This window comes from Tindallia texcoconensis, from assembly GCF_055383815.1.
This window is the reverse complement of sequence record NZ_AP042431.1, coordinates 766,016-780,551: the sequence shown is the minus strand read 5'-3', so window position 1 is coordinate 780,551 and position 14,536 is coordinate 766,016. Positions and strand designations below refer to the sequence as shown.

30 protein-coding genes are annotated in these 14,536 nt (G+C 40.9%); all 30 read left to right on the top strand.

Translation table 11 applies throughout. The features are described from left to right. Positions 1-191: 191 nt before the first annotated feature. The gene (gene rpsJ / locus ACZ47N_RS03765) at positions 192-506 is read left to right on the top strand and encodes a 30S ribosomal protein S10 (RefSeq protein WP_464887803.1); all 315 of its coding nucleotides are present in this window, start codon (positions 192-194) and stop codon (positions 504-506) included. Between the two features lie 93 nt (positions 507-599). Next, positions 600-1,235: a 50S ribosomal protein L3 gene (rplC, locus tag ACZ47N_RS03760; protein ID WP_464887802.1), complete on the top strand. Its 636-nt coding sequence runs from the start codon at positions 600-602 to the stop codon at positions 1,233-1,235. A 20-nt stretch (positions 1,236-1,255) separates the two neighbouring features. Next, the gene (gene rplD, locus ACZ47N_RS03755; RefSeq protein WP_464887801.1) at positions 1,256-1,879 is read left to right on the top strand and encodes a 50S ribosomal protein L4; all 624 of its coding nucleotides are present in this window, start codon (positions 1,256-1,258) and stop codon (positions 1,877-1,879) included. Then, on the top strand, positions 1,879-2,169 hold the full coding sequence (rplW, locus tag ACZ47N_RS03750) for a 50S ribosomal protein L23 (protein ID WP_464887800.1): 291 nt from the start codon (positions 1,879-1,881) through the stop codon (positions 2,167-2,169). Before rplD ends, rplW begins: the two co-directional genes overlap by 1 nt. Positions 2,170-2,196: 27 nt before the next feature. Then, positions 2,197-3,030, top strand: a complete 834-nt coding sequence (gene rplB / locus ACZ47N_RS03745) for a 50S ribosomal protein L2 (RefSeq protein WP_464887799.1) — start codon at positions 2,197-2,199, stop codon at positions 3,028-3,030. 41 nt (positions 3,031-3,071) lie between these two features. Next, complete coding sequence (gene rpsS / locus ACZ47N_RS03740) at positions 3,072-3,353, top strand: 30S ribosomal protein S19 (RefSeq protein WP_464887798.1); 282 nt, start codon at positions 3,072-3,074, stop codon at positions 3,351-3,353. A gap of 34 nt (positions 3,354-3,387) precedes the next feature. Beyond that, the gene (rplV, locus tag ACZ47N_RS03735) at positions 3,388-3,735 is read left to right on the top strand and encodes a 50S ribosomal protein L22 (RefSeq protein ID WP_464887797.1); all 348 of its coding nucleotides are present in this window, start codon (positions 3,388-3,390) and stop codon (positions 3,733-3,735) included. Between the two features lies 1 nt (position 3,736). After that, entirely contained in the window at positions 3,737-4,423 is a 687-nt protein-coding gene (gene rpsC / locus ACZ47N_RS03730; RefSeq protein ID WP_464887796.1) for a 30S ribosomal protein S3, read from the top strand. A gap of 59 nt (positions 4,424-4,482) precedes the next feature. Continuing rightward, entirely contained in the window at positions 4,483-4,926 is a 444-nt protein-coding gene (gene rplP, locus ACZ47N_RS03725) for a 50S ribosomal protein L16 (protein WP_464887795.1), read from the top strand. Then, positions 4,916-5,113 (top strand): 50S ribosomal protein L29, encoded by a 198-nt coding sequence (gene rpmC, locus ACZ47N_RS03720; protein ID WP_464887794.1) that lies wholly within the window; start codon positions 4,916-4,918, stop codon positions 5,111-5,113. The genes rplP and rpmC overlap by 11 nt, the downstream gene beginning before the upstream one ends. A gap of 49 nt (positions 5,114-5,162) precedes the next feature. Continuing rightward, positions 5,163-5,417, top strand: coding sequence for a 30S ribosomal protein S17 (gene rpsQ, locus ACZ47N_RS03715; protein WP_464887793.1), 255 nt, complete (start codon positions 5,163-5,165; stop codon positions 5,415-5,417). 27 nt (positions 5,418-5,444) lie between these two features. Further along, complete coding sequence (gene rplN / locus ACZ47N_RS03710; RefSeq protein WP_464887792.1) at positions 5,445-5,813, top strand: 50S ribosomal protein L14; 369 nt, start codon at positions 5,445-5,447, stop codon at positions 5,811-5,813. Between the two features lie 16 nt (positions 5,814-5,829). Beyond that, positions 5,830-6,141 (top strand): 50S ribosomal protein L24, encoded by a 312-nt coding sequence (gene rplX, locus ACZ47N_RS03705; RefSeq protein ID WP_464887791.1) that lies wholly within the window; start codon positions 5,830-5,832, stop codon positions 6,139-6,141. A gap of 29 nt (positions 6,142-6,170) precedes the next feature. Beyond that, positions 6,171-6,710: a 50S ribosomal protein L5 gene (gene rplE / locus ACZ47N_RS03700; RefSeq protein WP_464887790.1), complete on the top strand. Its 540-nt coding sequence runs from the start codon at positions 6,171-6,173 to the stop codon at positions 6,708-6,710. Between the two features lie 22 nt (positions 6,711-6,732). Next, positions 6,733-6,918, top strand: coding sequence for a type Z 30S ribosomal protein S14 (locus ACZ47N_RS03695; RefSeq protein WP_464887789.1), 186 nt, complete (start codon positions 6,733-6,735; stop codon positions 6,916-6,918). Between the two features lie 21 nt (positions 6,919-6,939). Further along, the gene (rpsH, locus tag ACZ47N_RS03690; protein ID WP_464887788.1) at positions 6,940-7,338 is read left to right on the top strand and encodes a 30S ribosomal protein S8; all 399 of its coding nucleotides are present in this window, start codon (positions 6,940-6,942) and stop codon (positions 7,336-7,338) included. A 29-nt stretch (positions 7,339-7,367) separates the two neighbouring features. Continuing rightward, complete coding sequence (rplF, locus tag ACZ47N_RS03685; protein WP_464887787.1) at positions 7,368-7,907, top strand: 50S ribosomal protein L6; 540 nt, start codon at positions 7,368-7,370, stop codon at positions 7,905-7,907. A 22-nt stretch (positions 7,908-7,929) separates the two neighbouring features. Beyond that, positions 7,930-8,298, top strand: a complete 369-nt coding sequence (rplR, locus tag ACZ47N_RS03680; RefSeq protein WP_464887786.1) for a 50S ribosomal protein L18 — start codon at positions 7,930-7,932, stop codon at positions 8,296-8,298. A gap of 36 nt (positions 8,299-8,334) precedes the next feature. After that, positions 8,335-8,841, top strand: a complete 507-nt coding sequence (rpsE, locus tag ACZ47N_RS03675) for a 30S ribosomal protein S5 (RefSeq protein WP_464887785.1) — start codon at positions 8,335-8,337, stop codon at positions 8,839-8,841. Between the two features lie 12 nt (positions 8,842-8,853). Continuing rightward, positions 8,854-9,033, top strand: a complete 180-nt coding sequence (gene rpmD / locus ACZ47N_RS03670) for a 50S ribosomal protein L30 (protein ID WP_464887784.1) — start codon at positions 8,854-8,856, stop codon at positions 9,031-9,033. 17 nt (positions 9,034-9,050) lie between these two features. Further along, positions 9,051-9,494 carry a 50S ribosomal protein L15 gene (gene rplO, locus ACZ47N_RS03665; protein ID WP_464887783.1) on the top strand — a complete coding sequence of 148 codons (444 nt, stop codon included), beginning with the start codon at positions 9,051-9,053 and terminating at the stop codon, positions 9,492-9,494. Further along, positions 9,495-10,769: a preprotein translocase subunit SecY gene (secY, locus tag ACZ47N_RS03660; protein ID WP_464887782.1), complete on the top strand. Its 1,275-nt coding sequence runs from the start codon at positions 9,495-9,497 to the stop codon at positions 10,767-10,769. 63 nt (positions 10,770-10,832) lie between these two features. Continuing rightward, the gene (locus ACZ47N_RS03655) at positions 10,833-11,486 is read left to right on the top strand and encodes an adenylate kinase (protein ID WP_464887781.1); all 654 of its coding nucleotides are present in this window, start codon (positions 10,833-10,835) and stop codon (positions 11,484-11,486) included. Continuing rightward, positions 11,483-12,229, top strand: coding sequence for a type I methionyl aminopeptidase (gene map, locus ACZ47N_RS03650; protein ID WP_464887780.1), 747 nt, complete (start codon positions 11,483-11,485; stop codon positions 12,227-12,229). Before ACZ47N_RS03655 ends, map begins: the two co-directional genes overlap by 4 nt. 23 nt (positions 12,230-12,252) lie before the next feature. Further along, entirely contained in the window at positions 12,253-12,537 is a 285-nt protein-coding gene (locus ACZ47N_RS03645; RefSeq protein ID WP_464887779.1) for an RNA-binding protein, read from the top strand. A gap of 21 nt (positions 12,538-12,558) precedes the next feature. After that, complete coding sequence (gene infA / locus ACZ47N_RS03640; RefSeq protein WP_093315284.1) at positions 12,559-12,777, top strand: translation initiation factor IF-1; 219 nt, start codon at positions 12,559-12,561, stop codon at positions 12,775-12,777. 44 nt (positions 12,778-12,821) lie between these two features. Next, complete coding sequence (rpmJ, locus tag ACZ47N_RS03635) at positions 12,822-12,935, top strand: 50S ribosomal protein L36 (RefSeq protein ID WP_464887778.1); 114 nt, start codon at positions 12,822-12,824, stop codon at positions 12,933-12,935. Between the two features lie 125 nt (positions 12,936-13,060). Continuing rightward, complete coding sequence (rpsM, locus tag ACZ47N_RS03630) at positions 13,061-13,432, top strand: 30S ribosomal protein S13 (RefSeq protein WP_464887777.1); 372 nt, start codon at positions 13,061-13,063, stop codon at positions 13,430-13,432. A 21-nt stretch (positions 13,433-13,453) separates the two neighbouring features. Beyond that, on the top strand, positions 13,454-13,852 hold the full coding sequence (rpsK, locus tag ACZ47N_RS03625) for a 30S ribosomal protein S11 (RefSeq protein WP_464887776.1): 399 nt from the start codon (positions 13,454-13,456) through the stop codon (positions 13,850-13,852). Positions 13,853-13,881: 29 nt separating this feature from the next. Next, positions 13,882-14,505: a 30S ribosomal protein S4 gene (gene rpsD, locus ACZ47N_RS03620; protein ID WP_464887775.1), complete on the top strand. Its 624-nt coding sequence runs from the start codon at positions 13,882-13,884 to the stop codon at positions 14,503-14,505. The last annotated feature ends 31 nt before the right edge of the window (positions 14,506-14,536 follow it).

Sequence of the window (14,536 nt, the reverse complement as noted above, 5' to 3'; positions counted from 1 at the left end):
AAACTAAATAAGTGTCCTAAATTATGCGATGAAACAGAAGGTAGCCTTGATTGGGAAATTTCTGTGGAGTATGTCGGATCTATGAATCAGGCGACAGGCGATGGCTTTTCGGATTTAAAGCATTACAACACACCCGGAACAGTGGCCATGGTACCGTCGCACAAAACAGTGCGAATGGAGGAGGTTAAGCAATGGCAAAAGGCAAGCAAAAAATCAGAATTAGACTGAAAGCGTATGACCATACTGTGCTAGATCAGTCTGCGGAAAAAATTGTTGAAACAGCAAAGAGGAGCGGGGCTAATGTTTCTGGTCCAATTCCGTTACCAACAGAAAAACAAGTGGTTACGATACTGAGATCGGTGCATAAGCACAAAGATGCTAGAGAGCAGTTTGAAATGCGTACCCATAAGCGTCTGATCGACATTTTAAGTCCGACCCCAAAGACCGTAGATTCCTTAATGAAATTGGATCTGCCGGCAGGCGTCGACATTGAAATCAAATTATAAATAGAAGCAGCGATTTTGATAGATCTGGACATAGATCATTCTTAGTATGATTGCCTTTGCAATCCGCTGTAAGATTATCAGGAGGTGTCAGTAATGAAAGGAATTATGGGAAGAAAAGTAGGCATGACTCAGATTTTTGATGAACTGGGCAATGTCATACCGGTTACAGTGATTTCAGTTCAAACAAATGTGATCACACAAGTGAAAACAAAAGAAAAAGATGGATACAATGCGGTTCAGATTGCAACGGAAGATGCTAAAGAGCAACGTGTGATAAAGCCCTTGAAAGGCCATTATCAAAAAGCTGGCGTTACAGTAAAAAAGCATTTGAAAGAGCTTCGAGCAAAAGATGTGAGTGGTTTTGAAATTGGCCAAGAGTTCAATGCAGAAGTATTTAAAGCCGGTGACAAAGTGGATATAACTGGAAAGTCAAAAGGGAAAGGCTTTCAAGGGGTTATAAAAAGACATAATTATAGTACTGGCCCGATGACACACGGTTCTCATTTTCAAAGGCTACCCGGATCCATGGGTGCTTCTTCATCGCCAAGTCGCGTGTTTAAAGGCAAAAAGTTACCCGGTCAAATGGGAGCGGAGCGCGTTACGACACAAAACTTGGAAATCGTTCAAGTGGATACAGAAAAAAATGCTATTATGGTAAAAGGTGCTGTGCCAGGCCCTAAAAAAGGACTAGTTATGATTCGAGAAGCAAGAAAAACGTTAGAAAAATAGAGTAGAAAGGAGGAACCAGAATGCCTAAAGTACCAGTATATAACCTTTCAGGCGAAAAAGTCAGCGAAATAGATCTGGCTGATGGAATCTTTGGAATAGAAGTCAACGAAAATGCATTGTATGCGGTAGTGAAAAACCAACTTGCTAACAAAAGACAAGGAACTCAATCTGCAAAACTGAGATCAGAAGTAAAAGGTGGAGGTCGAAAGCCTTGGAGACAGAAGGGGACAGGCCGTGCGCGGCATGGGTCGTCAACTTCTCCGATTTGGGTAGGCGGTGGAGTAACATTTGCTCCAAAACCAAGAGATTATCGGTATAAACTCCCTAAGAAATTACGAAGAATTGCAATGAAATCTGCTTTATCTTCTAAGGTGAATCAAGAAGAGTTAATCGTAGTGGAAAATTTGTCGCTACAAGAACCAAAGACAAAAGAAATGGCGAATATTCTTAAAAACCTTAAAGCAGATAAAAAAACCTTGATAGTCATGGATCAAAAAGACGAGATGGTAATTAGATCAGCCAGAAACATCCCTGGAATTGAAACAACCCTCGTAAACACACTGAATGTCTATGACATCCTCAAGTATGATAAGTTTGTGATTACCAAGAGTGCTGTTGAAAAAGTGGAGGAGGTGTACGCGTAATGTTTGATCCATATAGCGTGATTATAAGACCTCTCGTGACTGAGCAGAGCATGAGTGACATGGGTGAGAAGAAATACGTGTTTGTTGTGAAAAAAGGCGCTAACAAAACAGAGATTAAAAACGCTGTTGAAAAGATTTTTGCTGTAAAAGTAAAAAAAGTAAACACCATGAACATGCAAGGCAAGACAAAGCGAATGGGTCGTTTTGTAGGAAAAAGACCCTCATGGAAAAAAGCGATTATTCAGCTGACGGAAGCAAGCAAAGAAATAGAATTTTTTGAAGGCGTATAATGACGGCTTCATGGAGGAGGTATAGAAATGCCGATTAAAAAGTTTAAACCGACTTCCCCAGCCAGACGACATATGACAGTTTCTACTTTTGAAGAGATTTCAAAAGTAGAACCAGAAAAGTCCTTGTTGGCTAAGAATAAAAAAACTGGTGGTCGTAACAACCAGGGGAAAATTACCATTAGACATCGCGGTGGCGGTGCGATGCACAAATATAGAATCATTGACTTCAAACGAACTAAAGATGGCATTCCTGCCAAGGTTGCTACAATAGAATACGATCCGAATAGAAGTGCTAATATTGCTCTTTTGCACTATGTAGACGGAGAAAAAAGATATATTCTGGCGCCAAACAAACTTAAAGTTGGAGATAAAGTAGAATCCGGAGAAGAAGCTGATATTAAAGTGGGCAATGCAAAGCCACTTAAAAGCATTCCAGTTGGAACCGTAGTGCATAATATTGAGATGAAGCCAGGGAAAGGCGGACAAATTGCTCGTTCTGCTGGTAACTCCGCTCAGTTAATGGCCAAAGAAGGTAAGTATGCACTTTTAAGACTCCCTTCAGGTGAAATCCGATACATTTTGAATGAATGCCGAGCTACTATTGGGCAAGTTGGAAATCTTGACCATGAGAACATTACGATTGGTAGTGCTGGAAGAAAGCGTCATATGGGAATAAGACCCACTGTACGTGGATCCGTTATGAACCCTGTTGATCACCCTCATGGTGGTGGAGAAGGAAAAGCACCTATTGGACGCCCAGGACCATCAACACCTTGGGGTAAACCTACACTTGGTTATAAAACCAGGAAGAAGACCAAATACTCTGACAAAATGATTGTCAGTAAGCCAAAGAAAAAATAATTGTTGGACGGCTTGCAACGCTGTTGAAAGGAGGAAACCCATTGGCTAGATCAGCTAAAAAAGGACCTTTTGTACATGAAAGACTGTTAAAAAAGATTGAAGAAATGAATGATAACGGCAGCAAGAAAGTAATTAAGACTTGGTCCAGAGCATCAACCATTTTCCCCCAAATGATTGGGCATACTATTGCAGTTCATGACGGACGCAAACATGTACCAGTATATGTGACGGAGGATATGGTAGGGCATAAGCTAGGCGAGTTCGCACTCACAAGAACTTATAGGGGTCATGACGATTCGGAAAAAACAGCTAAAAGAAAATAATTGTTAGTTAGTCAAGCGAAAGGAGGTTACGGCTATGGAAGCTAAAGCAATAGCCAGACATATTCGTATAGCACCAAGAAAAGCGAAGCTTGTAGCGGATCTGGTAAGAGGAAAAAAAGTGAATGATGCACTAGCAATCCTTAAATTCACACCAAGAGGCGCTTCGCCAATTATAGAAAAATTACTTCGCTCAGCCATTGCCAACGCTGAGAATAATCATGATATGGATAAAGAAGAACTTTTTGTTGCCGAAATATATGCGAATCAGGGACCAACGATGAAACGGTTTCGTCCGAGAGCACAGGGTAGAGCCACACAAATCCTGAAACGAACCAGTCATATTGGAATCGTATTACGCGAAAAACCAGGTAAGGAGGGATAGAATGGGTCAAAAAGTGAATCCCCATGGGTTGAGAGTCGGAGTCATCAAAGATTGGGATACAAAATGGTATGCCAACAAAAAAGACTTCGGCGACATCCTGATGGAAGACTGTAAAATACGAGAGTTTGTGAAGAAAAAACTGTTTACATCTGGAATTTCAAAGATAGAAATTGAAAGAGCTGCTAACAACCGCGTAAAATTGAACATTCATACTGCCAAACCTGGAATGGTAATTGGAAAAGGTGGTCAAGGTGTTGATGATTTGCGGAAGAGCGTTGAAAAAATGACTAGTAAAACGGCATTAATCAACGTAGTGGAAGTAAAAAGACCAGAACTTGATGCACAGCTGGTAGCAGAGAATATTGCTTTTTCATTAGAGCGTCGAGTTGCCTTTAGAAGAGCAATGAAACAAGCCATGCAAAGAGCTTTCCGTGCTGGCGCTAAAGGGGTAAAGGTTGCGACAGCTGGCCGTCTGGGTGGAGCAGAGATGTCTCGAACAGAAGGATACAACGAAGGTAATGTCCCTTTGCATACACTTAGAGCTGACATTGATTATGGTTTCCACGAGGCGAGCACTACTTATGGAAAATTAGGCGTGAAAGTATGGATTTATAAAGGGGAAGTACTTTCTACAGCTAAAGTAACTGAAGAAAAATCTGCAGATAATCATAAAAAGAGAAGCAACTAGTCACATGAAGATACAGACGAAACGTCTGAGCATCATGGTATAGGAAGGAGGAATCGTGCATGTTAATGCCAAAAAGAGTAAAGCGGCGACGCGTTTTCAGAGGAAAGATGAGCGGACGTGCCAATAAAGGTAATACTATTTCATATGGTGATTACGGTCTTATGTCTACAGAAGCCTCTTGGATTACCTCGAATCAAATTGAAGCAGCACGTATTGCCATGACTAGATCCATCAAAAGAGGTGGTAAAGTCTGGATTAAAATATTCCCACACAAGCCGGTTACAAAAAAACCAGCTGAAACAAGAATGGGTGCTGGTAAAGGCTCTCCAGAAGCTTGGGTAGCCGTTGTAAAACCAGGAAGAATAATGTTTGAAATTGCAGGTGTATCTGAAGAAAAAGCAAGAGAAGCCATGAGGCTTGCAATGCATAAACTTCCGGTAAAATGCAAAATTGTTACGAGAAGAGAACTAGAAGGAATGGGTGGTGAAGCTGATGAAAGCTAAAGTGTTTCGTGATATGTCGAGTGCAGAATTGAACCAAAAGATGATCGACGCAAAAAGCGAACTGTTCAACCTGCGCTTTCAGTTAGCCACAGGTCAGCTGGATAACCCTTTAAGGATCCGCCACGTCAAAAAAGACATCGCAAGAGTAAAAACAATATTAAGACAACGCGAATTAGATCAAGGTTAGTCAGTGGGATAGATATCTGTGCATCTATCAAGGAAAGGAGGCCCTTGTCTTGGAAAGAAATAATCGGAAAACAAGAATCGGCTATGTAACAAGTGATAAAATGCAAAAGAGCATAGTTGTGTCAGTCAACAACATCGAACTTCACCCTCTTTATGGAAAATCCATGAAACGTGTGAAAAAATATAAGGCGCATGATGAAGAGAACCAGTGTCAGGTTGGCGATCGAGTTAGAATCATGGAAACTAAGCCTTTATCAAAAGATAAAAGATGGAGATTGGTTGAGATTATAGAAAAAGCTAAATAAGTTTGAATACTGAAAGGAGGGGCCGCAATGATTCAGCAAGAGTCTAGGTTGAAAGCAGCGGACAATTCAGGTGCTAAAGAATTACAATGTATCCGCGTGCTTGGCGGTACAAGAAAGCGATATGCAAAAATCGGCGATATCATCGTATGTTCTGTAAAAAGTGCAACACCCGGTGGAGTTGTTAAAAAAGGACAGGTTGTAAGAGCGGTTATTGTTAGAACAAAATCTGACTCCCGCAGAAACGATGGAACGCATATCAGGTTTGATGAGAATGCTGCCGTTGTTATAAAAGAAGATAAGCAACCAACAGGAACTCGAATCTTCGGACCTGTTGCCCGAGAGTTGAGAGACAAAGAATTCATGAAAATAGTTTCCCTGGCACCGGAAGTATTATAACGAGGAGGTGTGCTGCATGCGAGTCAAAAAAGGAGACACAGTTATCTTGATTTCCGGAAAAGACAAAGGTAAAACCGGGAAAATTCTGGAAGTATTTCCTAAAGAAGAAAGAGTAATTGTGGAAGGTATTAATATGGTTAAAAAGCATAAGAAGCCAACACAGAAAGTTCAGCAGGGTGGAATTGTTAATCAAGAAGCACCTGTTCATGTTTCCAATGTGATGTATTATGACAAAAAAGCTGGCAAGGGAACTAGAATTGGATATAAAGTACTTGATAGCAACGAAAAAGTACGTGTCAGTAAAAGAACCGGAGAGGTTATAGACTAATAATCCGATGAAAGGAGGTGCCACCGGTAATGGCAAGATTGAAAGATGCATATTTAAACGATGTGACAAAAGCGATGATGGAAGCATTTAGCTATAAATCCGTAATGGAAGTACCGAAAATTGAAAAAATCGTAGTGAATATGGGTGTTGGTGATGCGAAAGACAACGCTAAATCGCTGGAGTCAGCCGTTAGTGAATTGACTTTAATCGTTGGCCAAAAACCTGTAATTACAAAAGCGAAAAAATCCGTTTCAAACTTTAAAGTTCGTGAAGGGATGCCGGTTGGAGCAAAAGTTACACTTAGAGGCGCTAAAATGTATGAATTCGCCGATAGACTTTTAAACATTGCACTGCCGAGAGTTCGAGACTTTAGAGGAGTTAGCGGGAAAGCTTTTGATGGACGGGGAAATTATACACTAGGTGTGAAAGAACACTTGATTTTTCCTGAAATTGAATACGATAAAGTAGACCGAAGTAGAGGGATGGACATTATCTTCGTAACAACTGCCAACACAGATGAAGAAAGTCGTGAATTACTTCGATTGATGGGAATGCCATTTGAAAAGTAAGTAGTAAAGGAGGAGCAGGCCAGTGGCAAAAAAATCACTGATTGTAAAGCAACAGCGAAAGCCGAAGTTTTCCACACAAGCGTATTCACGTTGTAAGCGTTGCGGAAGACCTCATGCATATTTAAGAAAATTTGGTATCTGCCGAATTTGTTTTAGAGAACTGGCATACAAAGGACAAATACCAGGGGTTAAAAAAGCCAGCTGGTAGATTTGGAAGGAGGGAAGCGCCATGACAATGACTGATCCATTGGCAGATATGCTAACGCGTATCAGAAACGCAAGTGCTGTAAAGCATGAATCCGTCGATGTTCCAGCATCTAATGTTAAAAAAGAAATCGCAAAATTGATGTTGGAAGAAGGCTTTATAAAAAGCTTTGATGTGATTGAGGACGGAAAACAAGGACTAATTAGAATTCAGTTAAAATATGGTAAAAACGAAGAGAAAGTAATCACCGGCATTAAACGTATTTCTAAGCCGGGTCTACGGGTGTATGCAAATAAAGATGATGTGCCTAGAGTCTTAGGTGGCCTGGGTGTTGCCATTATTTCAACGTCTAAGGGACTGGTAACAGACAAGCAGGCAAGAAAAGCCGGCGTTGGCGGAGAAGTAATTGCCTACGTATGGTAGTAAATTCTTAGATACGAGGAGGTGGAACCATGTCCAGGATTGGAAAAAAAGTTATTCAGCTACCTCAAGGCGTTGAAGTGAAGGTAGATGATAACAATCTTGTAACAGTTAAAGGCCCGCTGGGAACTCTTAGCGAGCAGTTAAGCAAGGAAATGATTATTGATCAAGAAAACAGCGAAATCACTGTGAAAAGACCGAGTGACGCTAAAAAACATAAATCACTTCATGGGTTGAGCCGCTCATTAATTGCTAATATGGTACATGGAGTTGAAAAAGGGTATGAGAAAAAACTTGAAATAGTAGGGGTAGGTTATCGTGCTGCAAAGCAAGGTAACCAGATTGTCCTTAGTCTAGGTTACTCACACCCAATTGAGCTTACGGCCCCAGAAGGCCTTACATTAGAAGTGCCTACGCAAACAGAAGTAATTGTTAAAGGCATTGACAAGCAAAGAGTTGGGAACTATGCTGCAAAAATCAGAGCTTATCGTAAGCCTGAGCCATATAAAGGCAAGGGTGTTCGCTATGCCGGCGAATATATCCGCCGCAAAGAAGGTAAAACAGGTAAATAGTGAATGAAAGGGGTGTCAAAAGTTGCTCAAAAAGCCCAGTAAAAATAGTTTAAGAACAAAAAGACATCAAAGGCTTCGAAATAAAGTTACTGGAACGCCACAACGTCCAAGACTTAATGTGTACCGAAGCTTGAGCAATATATATGCGCAAGTAATTGACGATATCAATGGCAAAACACTGGTAGCTGCATCATCACTTGAAAAGAGCATCAAAGAAGCTGTTGAATCCTGTGGCACTAAAGATGCTGCGGTTTTAGTGGGGAAAGCAGTTGCTGAAAGAGCCGTTGAAAAGGGAATAACAGAAGTTACTTTTGATCGTGGCGGGTATCTTTACCATGGTCGGGTTAAATCACTGGCAGATGGTGCCAGAGAAGCTGGACTCAAGTTTTAATAACAATCCGGCGTTACTAAAGAAGGAGGGTAATTCATGCATAAGGACCAAATCGACGCATCTCAACTTGACGTGAAAGAGCAAGTTGTAGATATTCGACGAGTCACCAAAGTTGTTAAAGGTGGACGTAACTTTCGATTTGCAGCCATTGTTGTTGTTGGCGATGAAAATGGTCACGTAGGAATTGGGTCTGGAAAAGCCATGGAAATTCCGGATGCAATCCGTAAAGGCATCGATGCTGCGAAGAAAAATATGATTCTAGTTCCGATTAAAGGAACGACTATCCCACATGAAGTAAGAGGTCATTTTGGAGCTGGAAAAGTGTTAATCATGCCGGCAGTAGAAGGTGCTGGTATCATTGCCGGTGGCCCTGTACGAGCAGTGCTTGAATTAGCAGGCCTTAAAGATGTTCGTGCTAAATCTCTGGGTTCCAATAATTCTCGGAACATGGTGAACGCAACCATGGCTGGGTTAAAAGATTTAAAAAGAGCAGACGAAGTAGCTCGACTACGGGGCAAATCCGTGGAAGAAATTTTGGGTTAGGAGTGAAGTGTCATGGCTACAATCAAAATTAAATTGACCAAAAGCCTGATCGGAAGACTTCCTAAACAGCGCAAGACTGCATTTGCCCTGGGACTCAGGAAGATCGGCCAGGTTGTTGAAAAAGAGAATAATCCTTCTATCATGGGAATGATCGATACCGTTAAACACATGGTGGAAGTAGAAGAAGCTTAATAATAGGAGGTGGGAACATGAAACTGCATGAACTGAAACCAGCTGCAGGTGCTGTAACAAAGCCGAAGCGTAAAGGCAGAGGCACCGGATCAGGCCTTGGCAAAAGTGCTGGTCGCGGCGGAGATGGACAGCGTTCAAGAAGTGGCGGCCGTGTGAGAGTCGGATTTGAAGGCGGTCAAATGCCTTTGGCTCGACGCATTCCTAAGCGAGGCTTTACAAATATCTTTAAAAAGCAATACAATCTCATTAATGTAGAAGAATTAAATCGATTTGATGAGAATACAGATGTAACAGTAGAGCTGCTAAAAGAATTGGGTCTTGTTAAAAAAATCGAGAAGTATGGCCTGAAAGTTTTAGGAGAAGGAGAAATTTCTAAGAAATTGAATGTTAAAGCTGCCAAATTTACGAAAACAGCAGCTGAAAAAATTGAAGGTGCCGGCGGAAAGGCAGAGGTGATTTAATTGCTCGAAACCCTGAGAAATGCTTGGAAAATCCCAGACCTGCGTAAAAAAATGACCTTTACAATGCTGATGTTAATGATTTTCCGACTCGGGGCCGTTATTCCGGTGCCGGGTGTTAATATTGACTATGTGAGAAACATTGTAGAAAATGCAGGACTTCTTTCGATGTTTGACATGTTCTCCGGTGGTGCTTTTGGGAACATGACAATATTTGCCCTGAGCATTACGCCTTACATTACGGCATCTATTATTATGCAGTTGCTCACAATTGCGATTCCTGCCCTGGAGGAACTATCCAAAGAAGGGGAAGAAGGCAAAAAGAAGATTGCTCAATATATACGGTATGGAACTGTTATACTGGCTTTTATTCAGGCTACAGGTATCAGTGTAGGGCTGTTCAGAGGAGCACTGATTCAAAGAGATACGTTTAGCATTATCGTAGTAATCCTTACGTTGACAGCTGGTACAGCTTTCTTAATGTGGCTTGGCGAGCAAATCACTGAATATGGTATTGGAAATGGCATTTCTCTGCTGATTTTTGCAGGGATCGTTTCTGGAATCCCAGATGGTGTATATAGAACCTTTATGTTAACAAGTCAAGGAGAGATTCATGTAATTTCTTTAGTTATATTTGCAATCGTGGCTCTTTTCATTGTAGCCGGCGTTGTTGCAATCCAAGAAGGTCAGCGAAGAATTCCCGTTCAGTATGCAAAAAGAGTAGTAGGACGAAAAATGTATGGTGGACAAAGTACCCATATTCCATTAAAAGTAAATCAAGCAGGTGTTATTCCCGTCATCTTTGCTATGTCAATTCTTGCATTTCCTCAAACCATAGCATTCTTTGTAGGTGAGACCAGTGGATTTGCACGTTTTGTTGAAAGATGGTTATCGCCGGCAGGAAGCCCAGGGGTATATATTTATGCGATCCTAACGGCCACACTGATTATCTTCTTTACTTATTTCTACACGGCTGTGACCTTTAATCCTGTAGAAATAGCTTCAAATATGAAGAAGAATGGTGGGTTTATACCAGGGATACGACCAGGAAAACCAACGTCTGATTATCTGGGAAAAGTTCTAAATCGCATCACATTAGCAGGAGCAGTTTTTCTAGCCTTTATTGCTATGATGCCAATGATAATATTGAATTTGACTGGGATGCCAGTTGCCTTTGGTGGAACAGCATTACTGATTGTAGTAGGGGTTGCCCTTGAAACTGTTAAACAAATTGAATCTCAAATGATGATGAGACATTATCAAGGATTTCTGAAGTAGAAGCATCTCTGACAGAATGGAAACTGGAAATCCACGACAGGATCTTTGACAGGAGATGAGATGATGAGACTTATTTTGCTAGGCCCGCCCAATGCGGGGAAAGGTACACAAGCCAAGGCAATGATTGAGGAGTTTAGCATTCCTCAAATTTCCACGGGAGATATCTTTCGCAAGAATATAAAAGAGAAAACACCATTAGGAGTTAAAGCAAAAAAATATCTTGATGATGGATTGTTGGTTCCTGATGAATTAGTGGTGGATATCGTCAATGATCGTTTAGACCAAGGAGATTGCAGCGAGGGTTTTCTTTTGGATGGATTTCCAAGGACCGTAGTTCAAGCAAAAGCTTTGGACGATTATTTAGAGAAGAACTGCCTGAAACTAGATTTAGTGCTAAACATTCACGTTGTAAGAGAAACACTGATTAAAAGAGCCATTGGCAGACGAGTTTGCAAGAGTTGTGGAGCTACTTATCATATTGAATTTAATCCAGTTAAAAAAGATGGAATCTGTGATATCTGCAACGGACTTGTTGTTCAGCGAGAAGATGATAAAAAAGAAACGGCTGAAAAACGCATTCAGGTGTATATGGATGAAACACAGCCTTTAATTGATTATTACCAGTCCCAAAATGTCCTAGCGACTATCAATGGAGAACAGAAGATAAACATGGTAACAGAGGACATTATGAAAGTTGTAAAGGAAAATAGTCAATGATTTTTACAAGATCACAAAAAGAACTATTGCGCATGAAAAGAGCCGGAGTTATTGTAGCCGAAGTCCACGAACTGATGAAAGAACATATAAAACCTGGTGTTACTACCATGGAACTGGATGAAATTGCAGAGGCACATATTCGAAAAAGTGGAGCCGTACCAGCCTTTAAAGGGTATGGGGGCTTCCCGGCATCCATCTGTAGTTCTATTAATCATCAGGTTGTACATGGGATCCCTGCAAAAGTTCGGTTGGTAGAAGGTGATATCATTAGCATCGATACAGGAGCTCAGTTAGAAGGGTATTTCTCAGATGCAGCCAAAACTTATCCAGTTGGCAAAATCAGCTCCAAAGCGCAAAATCTCATTGATGTAACGAAACAAAGTTTTTACGAAGGACTGAAATTTGTTCGGGAAGGTTGCCGATTGTCAGATATCTCCCATGCAATACAAACATATGCTGAAAGTCATGGATTTTCAGTAGTAAGAAATTATGTTGGTCATGGTATAGGTACAGCTATGCATGAAGAACCACAAATTCCTAACTTTGGAACCCCAGGGAAAGGACCTCGGTTAAAAAGTGGGATGGTTTTGGCAATCGAGCCAATGATCAACGAAGGCCATTACGATGTACAAGTGCTGAGTGATGGTTGGACGGTCGTGACAGATGACGGATCTTTATCAGCTCACTATGAACATACAGTGGCTGTCACAGAAGATATACCGGAAATATTAACGGTCTGTTGATTAAAGGGCAGAGAGGTGAAACAGTGAAACAACAGCAACTGAAAGTTGGGCAAGTCGTTAAGTCGCAGCAAGGCAGGGATCAAGGAAAGCACTTTATTGTCGTCGATATACTAGATGACCAGTATGCGCTGCTTGTGGATGGAAGCCTTAGAAGACTAGATAAGCCCAAAAAGAAGAAGCTTAAACACTTTAAAGTCAGCAACCAGATCTCAGAAGAAATTAAAAAAAGAATTGAGTCTGATAGTAAACTGAATAATGCCTTTATTAGAAGAGAAATTGAAAGGCTAACTGGAGATGAGACGCAGTAGGAATGGAGGGTGAATGGCTGCATGTCAAAAAAAGATGTCATAGAAGTCGAAGGTACGGTAAAAGAAGCACTTCCCAATGCCATGTTCGTGGTACAATTAGAAAATGGACATGAAATCCTGGCTCATATTTCAGGTAAACTGAGAATGCACTTTATCAGAATCCTGCCTGGGGATCAAGTGACGGTTGAACTGTCTCCCTACGACTTAAAACGTGGAAGAATCACCTGGCGAAAAAAATAAATATCCTGCCATGTGTATGTAAAGAATGTTAAGGAGGGATTATTTTGAAAGTACGAGCTTCCGTAAAACCAATTTGCGAAAAATGTCAGGTGATCCGAAGACGTGGAAAAGTCATGGTCATCTGTCTAAACACAAAACATAAACAAAAGCAAGGATAATTAGGGTTACCAGGGTAGCGGCTGAATCAGATATATCCTGATTCCCTGTAATATAAATGGGCAATAAACTCATTTGATACAAGATTAATGGATAGGAGTATAGAAAGCAGGAGGTGTATTGATTAATGGCAAGAATTGCTGGTGTGGACTTACCCAGAGACAAGCGTGTTGAGATAGCTTTAACTTATATTTTTGGTATTGGTAGAACAAAATCCAATGAAATAATGGCAACTACCGGCATTAACCCGGATACACGCATTAAAGATTTAACAGAAGAAGAGATCAACTCCCTACGAAAAACCATTGATGCAGACTACAATGTAGAAGGAGATCTTCGAAGAGAAGTAGCCTTAAACATTAAACGACTAAAAGAAATTCGTTGTTATCGAGGAATTCGTCATATTAAAGGTCTTCCACTGCATGGGCAGAAAACCAAAACAAATGCGCGAACTAGCAAGGGACCAAAGCGAACCGTCGGGCGTAAAAAGAAAAAATAACGAGTAAGGAGGGAAGATTGAATGGCGAAAGCAGTTAGAAAGAAAGTTTCCAGAAGAAAAAAAGAAAAGAAAAATATCGAACGTGGTCAAGCTCATATTCAGTCCACATTTAACAACTCTATTATTACATTGACTGATACTAAAGGAAACACCATTGCTTGGGCAAGTTCTGGACAACTTGGGTTTAAAGGTTCTAGAAAATCAACTCCTTATGCCGCACAAATGGCAGCAGAAGCAGCAGCAAAAGGGGCTATGGAACATGGACTGAAAGTTGTAGAATGCTTTGTGCGTGGACCAGGATCTGGAAGAGAAGCCGCAATTCGTTCATTGCAGGCTGCAGGCTTGGAAGTTAGTATGATTAAGGATGAGACACCCATTCCTCACAATGGATGCCGTCCACCCAAAAGAAGACGAGTATAGTTTTAAACTTAAGGAGGTGTATTCAATAAATGGCTAGATATACAGCAGCGGTATGTAGATTATGCCGTAGAGAAGGTATGAAGTTATATTTAAAAGGCGATCGATGCTATACAGATAAATGTGCGATCAATAAAAGAAATATGGCTCCAGGACAACATGGGACCAGTCGGAAAAAGTTATCCAACTATGGTGTTCAGTTGCGAGAAAAGCAAAAAGCGAAAAGATTTTATGGCGTTTTGGAAACGCAATTTAGAAACTATTTTGAGATGGCGGACCATCAAAAAGGAATCACTGGTGAGAACCTACTCAGAATTCTTGAATCAAGACTTGATAATGTAGTTTACCGAATGGGATTGGCAGCTTCCAGAGCACAGGCAAGACAACTTGTTGTTCATGGACATTTCCTTGTGAATGGTAAGAAAGTAGACATCCCTTCTTTTCTAGTGAAGGTAGAGGATGAAATTGTCGTTTCAGAAAGATCTAAAGGCCGTCCTAAGTTCAAGGCGCAAATAGAAGAATCAAAAGGAAATGCACCAGAGTGGCTATCCGTTGATATCGAAAATCTTCGCGGAAAAGTGGTTTCAATGCCAACTCGAGAAGATATTGACCTGCCAATTTCAGAAAATCTAATTGTTGAGCTTTACTCAAAATAATTAAATTGCTGGAATTGATTGCCCTCAACGG